We start from the raw sequence: 17,754 nt of genomic DNA, 5'->3' as shown, positions 1-17,754 counted from the left end.
TGCGTGTCTTTTCTTACGCGTCCTTGTGTGGTCCGCTGTGTCGTGGCGGCGCCGGTATCGGTGCGCCCCACCCACACGATGGGCCACGCGGCACAGCGTCAATGCATGCGGGTGGGAGTCTTGGGGTGTGGCGGCGGTGTTCACGCCCCGGCTTTGTAAGGAGGATCTGCCCCATGGCTGACAATCAGCCCCGGTACGACACGGACGGCACGAACTTTGCGCTCATGCGCGATGGCGTGGCGTCCTACCTGAACGATTCCGATCCGGAAGAGACCCGCGAGTGGCTGGAGTCTCTCGATGGCCTGCTGGATCGTTCTGATTTGGATCGTGCCCGCTTCCTGATGCTCCGGCTGCTGGAGCGCGCGACCGCGAAGCGGGTGCCGCTGCCGCCGTTGACGTCGACGGACTACGTCAACACCATTCCGACGTCGATGGAGCCGGAGTTCCCCGGCGACGAGGAGATGGAGAAGCGCTACCGGAAGTGGATTCGCTGGAACGCGGCCATCATGGTGCACCGCGCCCAGCGCCCCGGAATTGGTGTAGGCGGCCACATTTCCACCTACGCCTCCTCGGCCCCGCTGTACGAGGTGGGCATGAACCACTTCTTCCGCGGCAAGGACCACCCGGGCGGCGGCGACCAGATCTTCTTCCAGGGTCACGCCTCCCCCGGCATGTACGCGCGCGCCTTCCTCGAGGGGCGTCTGACGGAGGACGACCTCGACGGTTTCCGCCAGGAAGTGTCCCGGGAGCAGGGCGGCATGCCGTCCTACCCGCACCCGAAGTGCATGCCCGATTTCTGGGAGTTCCCCACCGTGTCCATGGGCTTGGGCCCGATGGATGCGATCTACCAGGCGCGGTTCAACCGCTACCTGCACAACCGGGGCATTAAGGACACCTCCGATCAGCACGTGTGGGCGTTCCTCGGCGACGGCGAGATGGACGAGCCGGAGTCCCGCGGCCTCATCCAGCAGGCGGCGGTGAACAACCTCGACAACTTGACCTTCGTGGTGAACTGCAACCTGCAGCGCCTCGACGGCCCGGTGCGTGGTAACACGAAGATCATCCAGGAGCTGGAGTCCTTCTTCCGCGGTGCCGGCTGGTCCGTCATCAAGGTCGTGTGGGGCCGCGAGTGGGATGAGCTCTTCGCGAAGGATAAGGAGGGCGCGCTCGTCGACCTGATGAACAAGACCTCCGACGGTGACTTCCAGACCTTCAAGGCCAACGACGGCGCCTACGTGCGCGAGCACTTCTTCAACCGGGATCCCCGCACCGCGAAGCTGGTGGAGGACATGACCGATGAGGAGATTTGGCGTCTGCCGCGCGGCGGCCACGACTACCGCAAGATCTACGCCGCGTTCAAGCGCGCCCTGGAGACGAAGGACCGCCCGACGGTCATCCTGGCGCACACCATTAAGGGCTACGGCCTGGGCCACAACTTCGAGGGTCGCAACGCCACCCACCAGATGAAGAAGCTGACCCTGGAGGACCTGAAGCAGTTCCGCGACAAGCAGGACATCCCGATCTCTGACGAGGTGCTGGAGAAGGATCCCTACCTGCCGCCGTACTACAACCCGGGCCCGGATTCCCCGGAGATCCAGTACATGCTGGCCCGCCGGAAGGAGCTGGGCGGCTACCTGCCGGAGCGCCGCAGCACCTACGCCCCGCTGGCGGTGCCCAGCATGGATGATCTGAAGATCCTGCGGAAGGGTTCCGGCAAGCAGGAGGTGGCGACCACCATGGCGGTGGTGCGTACCTTCAAGGAGCTCATGCGCGACAAGGAGCTGGGTAAGCGTTTCGTGCCGATCATCCCCGATGAGGCGCGCACCTTCGGCATGGACTCCTGGTTCCCGACGCTGAAGATCTACAACCCGCACGGCCAGAACTACATCCCGGTCGACCACGACCTCATGCTCAGCTACCGGGAGGCCACCGACGGGCAGATCCTCCACGAGGGCATCAACGAGGCGGGCTCCATGGCGGAGTTCATTGCCGCCGGCACCTCCTACGCCACCCACGGGGAGGCGATGGTCCCGCTGTACATCTTCTACTCGATGTTCGGTTTCCAGCGCACCGCCGACTCCATTTGGGCGGCCGCTGACCAGATGGCGCGCGGCTTCCTGCTGGGCGCGACTGCGGGCCGCACCACCCTGACCGGTGAGGGCCTGCAGCACATGGACGGCCACTCCCCCATCATTGCCGCCACCAACCCGGGTGTTGTTTCCTACGATCCGGCGTTCGCCTACGAGGTCGCCCACCTGGTGCGGGAGGGCATTGACCGGATGTACGGTGAGGGCCGCGGCGAGGACGTCATCTACTACCTGACGATCTACAACGAGCCGACCCCACAGCCCGCGGAGCCGGAGAACCTCGACGTCGAGGGCCTGCACAAGGGCATCTACCTGTACCGCCCGGCCGAGGCCGGCGACCGGGTCGTCAACCTGCTGGCCAGCGGCATTGGCATGCAGGCCGCCCTCGGCGCCGCAGACCTGCTCGCGGAGCAGTACGGCGTGCAGTCCAATATTTTCTCCGTCACCTCCTGGTCGGAGCTCGCCCGCGACGGCCACGCCAAGGACAAGGAGCAGCTGCGCAACCCGGCCGCGACGATCGACGCCCCGTTCGTCGCCACCCAGCTCGCCGGCGTGGAAGGCCCCTTCATTGCGGTCAGTGACTTCGCCACCGACCTGCCGGAGATGATCCGCAAGTGGGTGCCGGGCGACTACACCACCCTCGGCGCCGACGGCTTCGGGTTCTCCGATACCCGCCCCGCCGCCCGCCGTTTCTTCAACAACGACGCCGAATCCGTCGCCGTTGCCGCCCTCGCAGGCCTGGCCCGCGAAGGCAAGATCGGCATCGAGGCCGTGCAGAAGGCCGCCGAAGAGTTCAACCTCTCCGACCCGACGCAGGCGTAGACGCCACCAGGCCCACCCCGGGACCACCCCGGGGGAAGTGGCTCACGCAGCCCGCCCGCCCCACCACGCCGCCGCGTGGTCCGGGGCCGGCGGGCTGCCGCGCGTTGTGGGGCCCGGAGGCCACAGGAGGGGGAAGGCACCCGGGCGCACGCCGGCGGGTACCAGGTGGGGACGTCGGCGCGTGCGTGACGCCCCGCGGCCCCACACCAGCCGCCCGCACAGGCCGCTCCAACCGGGGCGACATGCCTCACGCTCATGGGACGAGCACTGCGACGCTCCCAGGAAGCTGGAGAACATCTCCCAGGGATCCCCAGGTCACTGCGGGGTGATTTTTCACCCAGGCACGCCACACTAGACACCACGCACCCGACCCATGAAAGGCTCTGTGTCCCCACCGCGTGGTCGGGCCCGAGTCGACGACAGTCGATGCTTCGTGTCTGTTTCTCTTCCACTCCCCTTTCCCCCTTGTCCAGTGAAAGCGACGTGTTGCCATCATGACCACCCCGACCGACACCACAGCCACCCCCGCAGGCACCGCAGGTGCCACCCGGGCTGCCGCCCGGGCCGCGCACCCCGCCGGCCGTGCACGGGCCGCCCGGACCCGCATCCGCCGGACCGCGCTGTCGCTCGCCGCACTGGGCGCTGCGGGTAGTGTGCTGGCCGGCTGCCAGGCCGCAGAGGTGCCCGTCGCATCCAGCGACGCGGCGTCGAGCTACACGGCCACCCCGGCGGGCAGCAGCAGCGACTACGCGGAGCTCATCCCCACCGCCGGCACCATGCCCCTGGAGGCGGCCACCTTCCCGCAGGCGGACAGCACCCCGGAGGAGATCCCCGCCAGCACCACCGCGGTCACCATCGACCATGGTGGTTCGTTCGCCCTGCAGGGCGACTACCCGGCGGGCGTGCAGGTCACGACCACGGAGCCCGTGGTGCTGGTGCTGCGGGACGCCCACCTGGGCAGCGCGGACGCGGAGACCGCAGCCCTGCGGGTCGACTCCACGGTGCGCCTCGTGCTGGAGGGCACCAGCAGCATCACCGCCGGCACCCCGGGCACCACCAGCACCGCTCCGGCGGCACCCGCCGTCGAGGCGGCCGGCGACCTGGCGATCAGTGGCACAGGCGCGTTGAGTGTGACGTCGGCGGGCGACGGTGTGGCGGCGGCCGGGCAGCTCTTCATCACCGATGGTGTGCTCACGGTGACTGCCGGCGGCGATGGCCTACGGGGCGCCCACAGCGTGCTGCTGGCCGGCGGGGAGCAGACCGTGACCGCCCAGGGCACCGGTGTGTCCGCCACCGCAGAGGATGCTGGCCTCGTGGGCATCACCGGTGGGAAGCTCAGCGTCGACGCGCAACTGGATGCGATCTCCGCCCGCGACATCGTGGTGGCCGGCGGTACCACGGACCTGCGGGCCGGCGGCGGTGCCGCCACCACGGCACACACTGAGGACACTGCGGCGGGCGACGTGGCAGGTGCTCCCGGGGGTGGCATGCCCGACCGCCCGGGGATGGGTGAGCCGCCCGCCGGCGCGCCCACCGACATGCCAGCACCGCCCACAGGCGATGGCGCTGGTGGCCCGGGTGCGGGGGACGGCTCCCGGCCGGTGCCGCCGCCCGGCGGCTTCGGCAGCCTCGGCGGGCCCGCCGGTGGCCCCGGTGGAGAATCCTCCGGTACGAGTGCCACGGCCTCTGAGGAAAGCGATGACGGCTCCCCGAAGCCGCGGGGCCTTCATGCCTCCCGCTACGTCATCATCGACCTCGACGCCGACATCGATGTCACGACCAGCACCACCCGCCAGCCCGCGAACACGCCGGCTTCGCTGGCGGTGGATGCCGCCGACGACGCCATCAACGGTGGGTTCGGCGTGCGCATGGATTCCGGTGCGGTGCGCCTGGCCGCGGGCGACGATGGTGTGCACGGCGAGCGTTTCCTGCTGCTCACCGGCGGTGATCTGACGGTGGAGCATTCCACCGAGGGCCTGGAGGCCAACCAGATCATCGCCACCGGCGGCACGTCGTCGGTGACGGCGAGCGACGACGGCTGGAACGCGCAGACCGCCGACACCGACCCCCTGGAGGTCACCATGACCATCGCGGGCGGTACGCACACCGTCAACGCCCAGGGCGATGGTGTGGATGCCAACGGCTCGATCGTCATGCGGGGCGGCACCCTGCTGGTGCAGGGCCCGACCGGTGGCGGCGATGGTGCCCTCGACTTCGACGACACCTTCACCCTCGACGGGGGCACGTTGGTGGCGGTCGGGTCGACGGGCATGGTGCAAAACCCCGACGCCGGCTCCCAGAGCTGGATCAGTGTGCCGCTCGCCGGCGCGAAGGGCTCGACGGTGCAGGTGCGCGACAGCAACGGTGAGGTCCTCGCGGAGCTCACCGCGGCCAAGGAGTTCGGTGCCGTGCAGGCCAGCGCCCCGGGCATGACGGCGGATAAGGAGTACACCGTCACCGTCACCACCGACGGCACCTCTGAGTCCGCCACCGCCACCGCGGGCAGCGCGCAAGTCGGCCGCTAAAGGCAACCGCCCCGTCGTCCCGCCCCGCACGCCGGTCACATGGTGCGGCGTGGGATGGCGGCCGCGCACCACTGGCGACTGGACGCCCATGCGTCGGTGGGAGGATTCAGCCGCGCCGGCAGCGCGCCCCCTCCGACGCCCCGGACCCGCCGAGGCCCCCGCGTGCTCCTACTGGCTGGTCAGCGCCGGAAGCGTGCGGGCCACGAGGCGACCCAGTTCCCTGTTGACGAGCTCCGGGGCCTCCAGGATCACCATGTGCCCCACCCCGCGCAGCACGTGGCGGGTGGCCCGCGTCCACGTCCGGCAGATGAGGTCCGTCTGCCCCAGTGGGGTGAAGTGGTCTTTGTCGCCCACGACGCAGGCGCCGTCGAGCCGCCGCAGGAGTTTGCCCGCGGCGGTTTCCTCATGTTCCTGCAGATCATCGAAGAAACCGACGATGGTCTCCAAGGGGGTGTCGTGGATCATGGAGGCGTGGAACTCGATGATGTCGTAGGGAGTGCTGTCCCGGTAGAACACTGTCGCCGCCAGGGTGGGTGCCAAGAGCTCGGCGACCTGGGTGCGGAACTCGCGGGCGAGCTCCGGGGCGATCTCCATCTGGTCGTGGACGAGGTTCGCCACGGGGCTGGCGAGCACCTGCGGCAGCCCCTGGGAGGCCAAGGATTCGATCGCGGTCGACAGCAGCAGTACGCCCGCCACGCGGTCCTGCACGCTGCTGTCTGCCCGCCGCAGCAGGTTGAGCACCGTCATCCCGCCGAGGGAATGCCCGACGAGGATGAGGCGCCCTCGCGGCGCGTGCATCGCGATGGTGGCGAGCACGTCGTCAGCGGTGCCCTCCACCGTGCACAGCGAGGGGGCGACTTTCCCGGTGCGCCCGTGGCCGCGGACGTCGACAAGCAGGCTGGTGACTTCGGGAAAGACGGTCTGCAGGTAGTCGACCTGGAGGAAGAAGGAGTCGGAGGCGAGGGTAAATCCGTGGACGAACACCACCGTGGTGTGGTTGTCGTCCGTCACCCGGGGACCGACCCGGTAGTAGGCGACCTCGACGGGGGTGCACTCCGACGCCGCCGCGGCGGCGGACACCGGGGCCGCCTCGTCGTCGTGCTCGTGGCGGGCGGCCGCATCCCCCACCGGCTGCGTATACGCCGGACGTTCCGTGTCCCCACAACCAGGGCGCAGGAGCTCTTCTGCCGGGCGGGTTTGCTGCCGCACCGGCGGGGTGACGAGGGTGTCCGAGTGGTGCTGGTGGGTGCGGCACCCGCAGGTCACCACCACACCCTGTTCGTCCACGTGGTGCAGGCCGGGGCGCGAGGTGGGTGCGTCGATGGCGGCACGTTCCAGGGCGCGCCGGCGGCGCCCCGCAGGGGTGAGTTGCTGGGCGGCTTTGCGGCCCAGGCGGCTGGCAATTTTTCCCGCGTGCACGACGTCGACAGGCATGCGTAACAATCTACAACTTCGCATCCCACCGCACCCCACCACCGCCCTGCCCACCACCACTCGTGGGCGCGCAGGCATCCAGGGCGGAGGGCGCGGGTGCGCTAGAATCTTGCAGGCGGCGCGCGCGAGAGCGCCTGTCCGCACGACCCCTGCGGCGCACACTCGTGTCCACGCAGGTGATTGTAAGTTTTTGTCCCCGATTCCCCGCAGCCCCACATCACGCTGTGAGCGCGAGTGCGCTCTGGCCAACCCAGCCCGCAGGATGTCGTCATCCTCGGTGTGGGTGGTGTGGCGGGTTTGCCTTGTTGAGGAAGTGTGTACCCCATGGCCGTTGTCTCCCCGCAGCTGACGCTGAACATCCGCGAGATCATCTCCTCCGCCACGGGGCTCACGGTTGATGAGGTGGACCCCACCAAGGCCCTGACGAAGGACCTGGGCATCGACTCGCTGTCGATGGTCGATATTGCCGTGCGCTGCGAGGACGCCTTCGGGGTGCGGATGGACGACGGTGTCATGGCGAACCTGGCCACCGCCGAGGACGTCGCAGAGTTCATCGCCTCCCATGCCACCCGGGGCCTGCCGGAGGCCTAATCCACAGGCTGCACGTCCCTTGAAGGCACCGCGTCCCCACCCTGGGGTAATGCGGTGCCCTTGTCGTGTGTACGGCCACGCCCGCTGAGCAGGTGGCCTTCACACAGGTAGCCACTGCCGCCGAGTGTCCTCGCCACGGATGCGCTGAAGCAGAGCGCTGCCGCTTCCACCCGGTGTTAGGACGCGAAGGCCCGGCGGGCCAGCTCCTCGCCGGTGCGCTCGGCGGCCGAGTGTGCAGGGGCAAGATCGACAGCTTCCCGCCAGCGGGGTGCCGGCAGCACCGCGAGATCCACACCATAGGCAGTACCCAGTTCCCGAAATGCTGCGGACAGTGCTTCGAGTTCCTCGGCGGGGGCGTCGGTGAGTTGCTGGCAGGAGGTGTGCCCCGGGGTGGGGCCACTGCGCCATCCAAGGAACCATCCGCTGGCGGCAAAGATGTCGACGCCGCCGCCCACGGGGGTGGAGGCCGGGGTGGGCAGCAGGTCCGCCACCAGGTTTTCCACCACCGGCCGCAGCCGGGCGGGAATGTCCTGGGCGTGGATCACGGCCAGCTGCGCCGCCTGTGGGGCAGGCGCATCGGGGGCCACAGTCGGGGCAGGTGCCGCGGAGGGCGAGGAGTGTAAGGGACGAGTGCCGTCAAGGGCAGTGTGGGGCGGGGTCATGGGAAAGCACAGCCTTGCAAAGTCAGTCGAGGTGGAAGCGGAAAAGAACAGATGTGGCCATTCCGCAGGTACCACCCGTACACGGGTGTGCATGCCTCCCCACTCCGCCACGGGTCCTCCCCGACAAGGAAGTCCCGGCGCGCTCTCCGTCGTGTGCGGGCGCAAGGGTGACAAGTGGCCGGGTACATCCCCGGCGTCAGGTGGCGCGATCCCTCGAAGAACCACGTGTTCCAAGGGTGGCGTGCACGCACCTGACAAGAAGGTGGTGGGTGTCCTGCGGCCGCGCGCAATCGCCCCTCCCAGGGCGCAGTGCCACGTGGTTTTCCTGCTGCGGACGGGGCCGCGGCGGAGAGGCTGCTGGTGGCTGTGCTGGTGGGGGGCCGGTGCGCACGGTGTGACCAAATCGTCTTCCCCAACGATCTCGTCTGATGTGCGGCACCCCGGGCGCGTCACTGCTGTCCACGGCTCGGGTGCGCCAGCGGGTGCGGCGCGGTGCCCTGCGCGGGCAGGTGCGTGGAGTTCGGTGACGGGCGCATGGGGTGCGGCGTGTCGCCACCATTGTTTGTCACGGAAGTGAGCACAGGCAACTCTCAACCACTACTTTAACGTGGGCCACACGGGCCACTTCCGCCTGCTCAGGGCTAGTTTTGGGCAGCGCGCAGCGCAGCAAACACTGCGTCATTCCACGGGGACCACACAGGTTTCGCCCAGGGACCGAAGTCGCGATCTGTGAGCGCCACCGCCGCCACACGCTCCTCCACATCCACCCAGAGGAAGGTGCCGGCCTGCCCGAAGTGGCCGGCGGTGTGGGGCGGCTGGGCAGCCCCGGTCCAGTGGGGGTTCTTCACGCCTTTGAGTTCGAAGCCCAGCCCCCAGGGGCAGGGGCGGAACGCCCCGTAGCCCGGCACGATGCCGTCGACATCCCCGCCCTGGGGGTGGAGCATCTCCGCCACGGTGCTGGGGTGCAGCAGCTGCGGGTGGAGCACCTCAGCGGCAAAGCGCAGAAGGTCGCCCACCGTGGAGCGCGCCCCATGCCCCGCGGAGCCAGCCAGCGTCGTGGAGGTCATCCCCAGCGGCACGCAGAGCGCCTCATGGAAGTACTCCTCGAAGGGCATGTCCGTGGCGCGGGCGACGGCCTCGGCGAGGATCTCATAGCCCGCGGAGGAGTAGATGCGCCGCTGACCGGGGGCCTTTTCCAGGGCACGGCTGGCGAACCCCACCCCGCCTGTGTGGCTGAGGAGTTGCCGCACGCTCGCCCCCGGGGGCAGCTCCTCGTCGAGCTCCAGAGCTCCCTCTTCGACTGCCACCATGACGGCGTAGGCCACGAGCGGCTTCGTCACCGACGCCAAGGCGAACACCTTATCCGCGGGCCCCGTGGTCACGGTGCGAGGCTCCTCCCCCAGCAGCAGCGCGCCCGTGGCGACCGTCTCCACCGGCCACAGGGCACTCGTCGCCAGCACCTCCTTGAGGACCACATCGCCAGCTCCTGCCGCACCTGCCGTGCGCAGCTCCTCAAGGCGCTGCACAAGGGCCTCCTCGGCGGCCGCATCGGCCGCGGCCACATCGGCAGGGGTGCGGGTGCGGGCGTGGGCGTTGAAGGAGGGGGTGGTATCCGATGCGCTGCTCATAGTTCCCCATTGAAGCAAACACTGGCGCGCACGAGGAGCTGTGCACCCCCGTGCAGCACGAAGCCCCCTGCGGGCAGCTCGCGCGCGACGCAGATGCGTGCGGCGGGAACAGCTGCCAGCAGGGGGCTGGGTGAGAAGAGGCGGGGCGAGTTAGGCGTAGGCGCGGGCCGGCTCGTTGAAGACATCCTCGTCGAGGATCTTCTCCCGGCGGGCAACGATCGCCGGGACGAGCGCCTGGCCGGTGACGTTGACGGCGGTGCGGCCCATGTCCACGATCGGTTCGACGGCGAGCAGCAGGCCCACACCCTCCAGGGGGAGGCCCAGGGTCGACAGCGTCAGCGTGAGCATGACGGTGGCACCCGTGGTGCCGGCCGTGGCGGCAGAGCCGATCACGGAGACGAAGATGATGAGCAGGTAGTCAGTGAAGTGCAGCGGCACCCCGTAGAACTGGGCGACGAAGATGGCAGCAATCGCCGGGTACACGGCGGCGCAGCCGTCCATCTTGGTCGTGGCCCCCAGAGGCACGGCGAAGGAGGCGTAGGCCTGCGGCACGCCCAGGCCCTTCTCGGTGACGGTCTGGGTCACGGGCATGACACCCATGGAAGAGCGGGTGACGAACCCGAGGGAGGTCACCGGCCACACCTTGCGGTAGAACTGGGCCACGCCCAGGCCGTTGAATTTGAGCACCACCGGGTAGATGACACCGACGACGAGCGCCAGGCCCACATAGATCGCGAGCACGAACTTGCCCAGGGAGCCGATGGCGTCCCAGCCGTAGACCGCCACGGCCTTGCCGATAAGAGCGGCGGTGCCGATGGGCGCCAGGCGGATGATCCACCACAGCACCTTCTGCACGATCGCCAGCACCGACTCCGCGAAGGCGATGGCCGGCTCCGCGGCCTTGCCGACCTGGACGGCGGCGATACCGAAGGCGATGGACAGCAGCAGCAGCTGGAGGACGTTAAAGCTGGGGTTCGCGCTGAGCGCGCCCTCTGCGGACTGCTTCACGCCAACGGACAGGCCCATGATGTTGCTGGGCACCAGCCCCTGGATGAACGCCCACCAGGAGCCCACGGTCGACGGCGCCTGGGCGGCATCCGCCGACACCGACGCCCCCTGGCCGGGGTTAATCACCAAGCCGACCCCGAGGCCGGCCATCACGGACGCAAAGGCGGTGATCGCGAACCACAGGATGGTCTTCCACGCCAGGCGGGCCGCGTTGGTCACCTGCCGCAGGTTCGCAATCGAGGTCACCACGGCCGTGATCACCAGCGGCGGGATGAGCAGCTTCAGCAGGCTCACATAGGCACTACCCACCCCGGTGAGCGCACCCGTCAGCCAATTGTCGTCCCCCATGCCGCGGGCGACGACGCCGAGCAGGAGGCCGACCACCAGGCCGAGGACGACCTGGAAGCCGAAGTTGGAAAAAATGGAGCCTTTGCCCCCGGAGGTTGCCTCCGGGGCCTCAAGCTCCTCGGCGACGTGCGCGTCGCCGGAGGTGAGGGGCGTGGTCATGGTGTGTACCTTTTTCGTCTCAAAGAAAAGCTGGGGGATGTCAATAAATCCAAGGCCGCGCGGAGGGCGCTGGTGCCGCGCGCCACAGCGGCGGCACGGTCACCCATTCGGCGGCAGTACTTGTTCAAACCACCGCCACAACCCGCCCTATTCCCGCAGCCGAATCGGCGCAGGTCATCACGGATGGCGTTGGTCCGACAACCCAACCTATCCCACACCACCCAGTTCAACAACTCCAGACTAGTCGGTCTAGAAGGGGGAGGGGCGCCTCCCCCACCCCGCCACGGGCGCCCCGCGCTGACATCCCCCACACCATCGACCACGCACACATGGGCGCACAGACAGGCATGCCCCCGAGGCAAAAATTTTGGGCGATGACGTCGCACGACAGTGAGGAGGAGCGGCAACCATGCTGAGCATCGAAGAGGCACGTGTCGTCGCCGAGAAGTTCATCAACGACGGCCTTGATGGCGGGTACATTCCGATGGACGCCCCGCCCCGGGCGTTCGGCCACTTCGTCGATGCACGCAAGCTGGAGGCGTGGGAGATCGACCCCAACATGCCAAGGTCAATCGGCGGTGGCAGGACGGGTGCCCGGGTCAACTGCCTGACCGGCGAAGCGGTGAAACTAATTCCACCGTGGGGTGGTATCCCCGAGCACTACCCGGACTGGTTCCGGGTGTCGAGGGAACTCTGGCGGCGAATGAACGAGAAGGGCCTTCTTCGCGACGGCTACACCGGCGCCCTCGTTGAACCCGAGGACCCCGACCAGCCCTGGCTCTCCCTCTAACCCCCCGCTCTTCACAGCCCGCCCCACCCCAGGGGCGGGTGTTCTCATGCCCACACTCCACGGGCCTGCGCCAGCTGGCCGCACCCCACCCGCACGGGAGCACCCCCGTGGGCGCTGACGCTGACAACGCCACCCCCGTGACGGAGGACGCCGCGAGCGAAGGGCACGGCAGGCGCGCGCAGAACGACGGCCGACACACCCCGTCATGGGACGCGCCCCAGAGTTTTCGCTGCTCAGCTGCCCGCGCCAACCAACAGGCCGCCACCTTGGCTCCACCTCACACACGTGAGTGCCCACTGGTTGCGGTTTTTGCGTGCACACTTGATGAAGAGACCACAGAAGCACGATTGCGAAAGGCCGCGCCACCCCATGTCACTTCTTCTTGACGAGATCACGGTGTCCTACAGGTCCACGGTGGCCGTGCGCGAGGTGTCCCTCGAGCTGTCCTCCGGCATCCACGCCTTGCTGGGGCCCAATGGGGCAGGCAAATCCTCCCTCCTTGAGGTGCTGGCGACACTGAGGAAGCCCACGTCTGGCCACTTCACCGTCGACGGGTTGTCGGGTACCGCCGTCCGCCGCGTCGTGGGCTATCTCCCCCAGGACAATCTGCCGAAGTCGCGATTCACCGTCCGGGAGCACGTGGCCTACATGTGCTGGCTGAAAATGCTTGACCCCCACGCAGTGCCAGCCGAAGTCGATCGGCTCATCGACCTGGCCGATCTGGGCGGGAAGTCCGATGCCACGATTGCGTCGTTGTCTGGCGGCATGCGGCGGCGCGTCGGGATTGCCTCCGCGCTGGTGGGTTCCCCCAGGTTGGTCCTGCTGGATGAGGCCTCTGCCGGGCTGGACATGGCGCAGAGGGACTCCCTGCGAAGGATTCTCGCGCGGGTGTCCGACGAGGCTATTGTGCTGTCCTCCACGCACATCGTCGAAGACATTGTTGATCTTGCCGACACGATCACCGTGATGTCCGCGGGATCGTTCGTATTCACCGGCCCCTGGCAGGACTTCTGCGGCACGCGCACGATCAACGAGGTCAAAGAGCATTATCTGCGCCTCGTTGGGGAGCAGGCATGAGCGCCCGCGGCGATGCCCCTGTGCAGCCGGGCTGGGTGCTGTGGGCGCGACACCATCGCCTCCCGCAGAACACACTGGCTGGGATCTGTGCGGCCGTCCTCGTGCGCCTCGCAGTCCACCTCCTGCTGGAGTCCAACGGCGAGCTCGTCGAGGTGGGCGCGCTGTGGGTGAGCATTGCCGGGGCACTGCCACTGGTGTTCGTCTTCAGCCACGACACCCCGAGTGAGGTGTGTGCGGCACGGTCCTTGGCAGCCCGGCGATCCGTTCTCGTCGCCACCACGGTCACGGCCGGCCTGCTCATTGCGCTGCTGACGTATCCGACGAACGTCATCGAGTTCGGCATGATCGCCGTGTTCCGCAACATCCTCGCCTTCATCGGCCTGGGCCTGCTCGGGGTGTTCGTGCTTGGTTCGTCGTGGGTGTGGGTGCTGCCGCTGGCCGCCGCAGCAGCCTCGATGGTGTTTGCTTTCCCCCAGTACCCGACCACGTGGCACACCGTCTACGGCATGCTGCGCAGCCCCGGAGTGTTGAGCTACCCGGACGGCACCATCGACGCGAGTATTCCTCTCGCGCTCGCACTCGCTCTCCCGGCATGTGGGTGCTACATCGCAGGCCTGGGTGCGCCGACGGGTCGCGCCCGCGCCATCGGCACCAGTATCCCTGCACGGCGTACGGGGGCGGGTGTGGCATGGCCCCGGCTCATCGCCCGGGGCTGGCGGCGCGCCACACTCTTCTGGCCCGCTGTGCTCATCACCGCGCTGGGGTGGGCCGTGTCACTGCTCACCGATCGGGGCAGTTGGGCGGGAAGCCCCCGGCTGGTGGGGCAGGCGATTAGCGATGGATGGTTCCTCTTCGGCGGCCTGGCCCTCACACTTGGCGTGATCATGGGCCAGGCCCGCTGGCGCACCGGGGTGGCCGTCTGGGAGCGCATCAGCGGGCTGAGCTACCGTGCACTGGCTACCCGCCCGGTGTTGTGCGCAGTGTCAGCCACCGTAGTTCCCCTCCTCGTCATCGCAGCTGTCGCGCTGGCCGTCAACACCGTTTTTCTTCACCACCATGGTGTGCCGACCACCGTCATCCACCACGAGGTGCTCAGCGGCGCACGCTCGGTGGCTGCGGTGGCCCTCACCGTGGCGGTGCTGGCCGCGGCGGGGGCGGCGATCGGTGTCCTGCGCCGGGGTGTGTGGGTTCCCCCGCTGGTGTTCATCGTCGGCATCGCCGTGATTCTCAGCGTGTTCAGATTCTTCGCCACCCCGCTCATGGACCACCGCGCGCAGATGACCACATGTGTGCCGATCGAGCATCTCGACAGTCAGCTGTGTTCCACGCCGGCGAACGCGCCGTTCCTCCCCGCGGCGGCGACCACTGTGGGCCAGCTCTATGAGCACTTGCCGGCCAAGGAGCACCTGCCTGCGAGGATCTATCTGGTGGATAACGTCACTGCCCACGTGGACGAGCCGATGGCGAGAATTGGGCTGTACAAGAAGCGCACGCTCACCGACCCCGAGCACTTCGCATCGTCGGAGATCTCCTTCCAACTCACGCACACGATCACAGACTCCTGCCGGGACGTTCCTCGCGAGGTGGTGTTTTCTCTGCTGAGCCCGCAGGACGGCCCACCACGGGACGACCGCGTCATCACAGAAGACGAGTTCGTACTGCTAAGGCAGTGCCTCGAGGAAACAACCCCTTAGACCACGAGTCATCGCACATCGCGGCCCGCGATCCGCGACCGCCATCCCCCGCGCACGGAATCGCCCCGGCCTGCCCGAACAGGCACGACAACCGGGGACGACAACCTCACCTCACGCAGTGCCCCGCCCGGCACCCGGCGGTGCCTGCAGAGCCGGGCATCGTGGCGTGCCGCGGGCACGTCATGTCGACGGCGTGGGCTCAACGCCCCCGGGCGGGGTGTGCCCCGCAGAGTCGGTGGCAGACGTATCGCTGCCCGCAGGATCGGGAGAGCCCGGGGCGGGCGCACCCACACTTCGATGGCCGGTGCCGTGGCCGTGGCCAGTGCCGTGGTCGGTGCCAGTGGCGTGTCCGGCGCGTTGGCCGCTGGAGTGAGTCTCCAGGTTCGGTGCTGCCTCCACGTGTGGCGCCGCCTCCACGTCATGCACGTCGTGTGCGAGGCGACTCAACTGGGCGGCAATGTCCTCGGCGCGCTGGGCCGCGCGGGCCGCCACGTCGGCTTCGTGCTCCACCAGTGCGACGACCATATCGGCGTCCGGCACCGCGTCCCCCGCGGGGCACGTGTGCGGGGCGTGCTCAGCGGTGGGGCGTTCGGGGGCGTGGTGCGCCGCTGCCGCATCCTGGGTGGCCGCCGCTTCGCAGGCAGCCTCAGCCGCACAGTCGGCCTCCAGATCTGCGGTGAGCTCGCCCTCCAGGTCACCTTTCTCCCCGGCGGGCAAGTGCCCCTCCCCCACCGCCGTCCGCCAACGGCGACGCTCCCGGGTACGGCCGGAGTCCTCCGCCCGCCGCAGCGCCCGGGCCAACTGCTTTGCGGTCATGTTGATCGGCGCCCACTCCTGATTCGCGGGCAGCACCCAGCCCCGCCAATACGCCACAATCGCGAACCCCGCGCCCACCGTCGTCGCCACGATCATGCCCACCGCATCGTGGCCCAAGTAGTGGAATGCCACCATCGTCGCCGAACCCACCAGCGCCGGCGTCGCATAGAGCTTGTTGCCGCCGAAAATCGAGGGGATATTCCCGGTCGCAATATCACGGATCATGCCACCACCGACGGCGGTGAGCATGCCCATGAACAGCGCTGAGGCCCACGGCATCCCGTAGCTCAACGCCTTCGTCGAGCCCGTGACCGCCCACACACCCAGAATGACCGCATCGGCATGGGCCTCAAACAGCTCCCAGGCGCGGCCCCGCAAATGCACGAACATCGCCAGCAACCCACCGGCCACCGCAAAGCCCATGTACATGGGCTCCGCGATCGCGGCGGGGGTGCCGCGCTGCATGAGCGTGTCGCGGAGCATGCCGCCACCCAGCGCGGAGAACAACGCCAGGAAAGAGAAACCAATGATGTCGAAGTTGCGTTGCCGGGCAATCGTGCCGCCGATAGCACCGTTGAGCACCACGCCGATGAGGTCCAGCGTGGAGTACATAGCCAGGAGTGTCGGGTCAACTGTGGGCATGCGGACCATTGTGCCAGGCAGCACACAAGTAACGAGACTTGCACCACAACCCCGTGGGGGTAGCCGCCACACCCACACACTCCCCCACACCCGGCAGCACATCGACTACCCCCTGCCCGAACCGGGACCCCGGCGGCGCGCACCACCGGCAGGCGGGACACCGCCATCCACCCCGGCAGGCACACAGTGCCGCACACAGCACCCGCACACCCAGGTATCTGTACTGCACCAGCGCCAGAGCCCCAGCCCCCAGTAACCGCACCCCGCACAACGCAGCACACCCCGCCATCGACCAAAGCCGGTGGCGGGGTGTGAGAGCATCCTGCGCGAGGACTCTACGCGGGGCGCGCGTGAGCGCGTGGGGTGTGGGCGCGGCTCGTGCCCACAGCCGCCTTACTTAGTTCAGGGTGCAATCCTTGGCGTAGGCGTTCAGGCTGTCATAGCCATCGCCGACACCATGGACAGTGATGACATTGCCCGTGACCAGCTCAGCCGCGGCGTCCACCTGGGACTTCTGCAGCTTGCACCACACATCGGCGATAGACATCTCGGGCCCCTCCAGAGTCACGGTGTAGGTACCCAAGGTCTCAGTGACGGACTTCAGGGTGCCGGTGAGCTCAAGCTTCTTGCCCTTGTACTCCTTGTCAGCGGCGATCTCGTTCGCCTCGTAAGCCGAAACAAGGTCGACGGCGGTCACCGGAATCGCCGGGGTATCCGCAGCCTGTGCGGAATCAACCGACGAGGAGGAGCCGGAGGAGGAATCAGAGGAAGAGTCGCTGGAGCCGCCCATGCTCATGGACATGGCGATGATGATGAGCACGACGATGCCGAGCGGGATCATGCAGCCGAGCTTCTTGTACCAGGGCTTCTTCGGAGCCTGGACGTAGACGACCTGGGGCTGCTGCGGATCCGGCTGGCCCGGGATCTGATCGTTGGCCATGGGGAAACCTTTCGGGGAAAGACTGGGGAAAAGTGTGAAACTGTGCGTGACCGTCTTTCGCCGCCAGTCCCCATCGCGCCACACAGCCCACACGCGCGAAGCGTCGCGCGGAACGGCTGGTGCCAAGGCACACCGGAAGACAGACTGGGCGCAGGGTGCCGGAGGACCACACCCTTGAGCCCACCACCGACGCGCCCCTTGAGCGTCGCCACCGATCAGAGTCGTCGGGGACGAGGGCGCTACAGTGGTCATGGGAACGTGTGCTGGTCACTCCAGACATCGGCCACAGAGTTTGCCCTGGTAGACAGACCAGGACATGTGGACCATATCGAAGATCCCCCCCCCGCTAGGTTGGGTTACCTAAGTTCGATCATTGACCACGAACCGGACACATTGGCCCCCACAATGCCGCCCCAGATCAGCGGACGAACCCGCCGCCCAGACACACATTTTGTCGTTTAACCCCCAGATTCACCGGCTCGGCGGAACGCAAAAAATCCTCACACCGGGCGTGGTGTGAGGATTCCTTCA

At 68.1% G+C, this 17,754-nt stretch carries 11 protein-coding genes and 1 pseudogene; 6 read left to right on the top strand and 6 right to left on the bottom strand.

From position 1 onward, the window contains the following. Positions 1-173 precede the first annotated feature (173 nt). Together aceE and C1Y63_RS10060 are read left to right on the top strand one after the other, a co-directional pair. Positions 174-2,909, top strand: a complete 2,736-nt coding sequence (gene aceE, locus C1Y63_RS10065; RefSeq protein ID WP_106016327.1) for a pyruvate dehydrogenase (acetyl-transferring), homodimeric type — start codon at positions 174-176, stop codon at positions 2,907-2,909. Positions 2,910-3,403: 494 nt separating this feature from the next. After that, entirely contained in the window at positions 3,404-5,434 is a 2,031-nt protein-coding gene (locus C1Y63_RS10060) for a carbohydrate-binding domain-containing protein (RefSeq protein WP_106016326.1), read from the top strand. A 168-nt stretch (positions 5,435-5,602) separates the two neighbouring features. On the opposite strand, the gene C1Y63_RS10055 is transcribed toward C1Y63_RS10060, so the two are convergent. Further along, positions 5,603-6,868, bottom strand: a complete 1,266-nt coding sequence (locus C1Y63_RS10055) for an alpha/beta fold hydrolase (protein ID WP_158256147.1) — start codon at positions 6,866-6,868, stop codon at positions 5,603-5,605. Between the two features lie 324 nt (positions 6,869-7,192). On the opposite strand from C1Y63_RS10055, the gene C1Y63_RS10050 reads away from it, so the two are divergent. After that, positions 7,193-7,459, top strand: coding sequence for an acyl carrier protein (locus C1Y63_RS10050; RefSeq protein ID WP_106016324.1), 267 nt, complete (start codon positions 7,193-7,195; stop codon positions 7,457-7,459). A 176-nt stretch (positions 7,460-7,635) separates the two neighbouring features. On the opposite strand, the gene C1Y63_RS10045 is transcribed toward C1Y63_RS10050, so the two are convergent. From C1Y63_RS10045 to C1Y63_RS10035, 3 genes are all read right to left on the bottom strand, one after another. Next, positions 7,636-8,121: a hypothetical protein gene (locus C1Y63_RS10045; RefSeq protein WP_146128931.1), complete on the bottom strand. Its 486-nt coding sequence runs from the start codon at positions 8,119-8,121 to the stop codon at positions 7,636-7,638. Positions 8,122-8,762: 641 nt separating this feature from the next. After that, entirely contained in the window at positions 8,763-9,749 is a 987-nt protein-coding gene (locus tag C1Y63_RS10040) for a serine hydrolase (RefSeq protein WP_106016322.1), read from the bottom strand. Between the two features lie 150 nt (positions 9,750-9,899). Further along, complete coding sequence (locus C1Y63_RS10035) at positions 9,900-11,264, bottom strand: dicarboxylate/amino acid:cation symporter (protein WP_106016321.1); 1,365 nt, start codon at positions 11,262-11,264, stop codon at positions 9,900-9,902. 409 nt (positions 11,265-11,673) lie between these two features. Between C1Y63_RS10035 and C1Y63_RS10030 the strand changes: the two genes are divergently transcribed. The 3 genes from C1Y63_RS10030 (at position 11,674) to C1Y63_RS10020 (ending at position 14,825) form a co-directional block, all read left to right on the top strand. Then, on the top strand, positions 11,674-12,054 hold the full coding sequence (locus tag C1Y63_RS10030) for a hypothetical protein (RefSeq protein WP_106016320.1): 381 nt from the start codon (positions 11,674-11,676) through the stop codon (positions 12,052-12,054). 369 nt (positions 12,055-12,423) lie between these two features. Beyond that, a complete protein-coding gene (locus tag C1Y63_RS10025) occupies positions 12,424-13,131 on the top strand; it encodes an ATP-binding cassette domain-containing protein (RefSeq protein ID WP_106016319.1) in 708 nt (235 codons plus the stop codon). Further along, positions 13,128-14,825, top strand: coding sequence for a hypothetical protein (locus tag C1Y63_RS10020; protein ID WP_106016318.1), 1,698 nt, complete (start codon positions 13,128-13,130; stop codon positions 14,823-14,825). The genes C1Y63_RS10025 and C1Y63_RS10020 overlap by 4 nt, the downstream gene beginning before the upstream one ends. A 723-nt stretch (positions 14,826-15,548) precedes the next feature. Here C1Y63_RS10020 and C1Y63_RS10015 read toward each other — a convergent pair. Next, a pseudogene (locus tag C1Y63_RS10015) lies at positions 15,549-16,283 on the bottom strand (trimeric intracellular cation channel family protein); the annotation flags it as partial. A 397-nt stretch (positions 16,284-16,680) separates the two neighbouring features. Continuing rightward, positions 16,681-17,223, bottom strand: a complete 543-nt coding sequence (locus C1Y63_RS10010; protein WP_158256146.1) for a hypothetical protein — start codon at positions 17,221-17,223, stop codon at positions 16,681-16,683. Positions 17,224-17,754 lie beyond the last annotated feature (531 nt).

It is taken from the genome of Corynebacterium sp. 13CS0277, assembly GCF_002994655.1.
GTDB lineage: Bacteria > Actinomycetota > Actinomycetes > Mycobacteriales > Mycobacteriaceae > Corynebacterium.
Note: the sequence above shows the minus strand (reverse complement) of the source record. Positions and strands in the feature narration are given on the sequence as shown.

Excerpts from the sequence above, each read along its gene's own strand:
- C1Y63_RS10020 (WP_106016318.1), top strand. The coding sequence starts at position 13,128 with ATGAGCGCCCGCGGCGATGCCCCTGTGCAGCCGGGCTGGGTGCTGTGG.
- C1Y63_RS10045 (WP_146128931.1), bottom strand. The coding sequence starts at position 8,121 with ATGACCCCGCCCCACACTGCCCTTGACGGCACTCGTCCCTTACACTCC.
- aceE (WP_106016327.1), top strand. The coding sequence starts at position 174 with ATGGCTGACAATCAGCCCCGGTACGACACGGACGGCACGAACTTTGCG.
- C1Y63_RS10050 (WP_106016324.1), top strand. The coding sequence starts at position 7,193 with ATGGCCGTTGTCTCCCCGCAGCTGACGCTGAACATCCGCGAGATCATC.
- C1Y63_RS10055 (WP_158256147.1), bottom strand. The coding sequence starts at position 6,868 with ATGCCTGTCGACGTCGTGCACGCGGGAAAAATTGCCAGCCGCCTGGGC.
- C1Y63_RS10010 (WP_158256146.1), bottom strand. The coding sequence starts at position 17,223 with ATGGCCAACGATCAGATCCCGGGCCAGCCGGATCCGCAGCAGCCCCAG.
- C1Y63_RS10030 (WP_106016320.1), top strand. The coding sequence starts at position 11,674 with ATGCTGAGCATCGAAGAGGCACGTGTCGTCGCCGAGAAGTTCATCAAC.
- C1Y63_RS10035 (WP_106016321.1), bottom strand. The coding sequence starts at position 11,264 with ATGACCACGCCCCTCACCTCCGGCGACGCGCACGTCGCCGAGGAGCTT.
- C1Y63_RS10025 (WP_106016319.1), top strand. The coding sequence starts at position 12,424 with ATGTCACTTCTTCTTGACGAGATCACGGTGTCCTACAGGTCCACGGTG.
- C1Y63_RS10060 (WP_106016326.1), top strand. The coding sequence starts at position 3,404 with ATGACCACCCCGACCGACACCACAGCCACCCCCGCAGGCACCGCAGGT.
- C1Y63_RS10040 (WP_106016322.1), bottom strand. The coding sequence starts at position 9,749 with ATGAGCAGCGCATCGGATACCACCCCCTCCTTCAACGCCCACGCCCGC.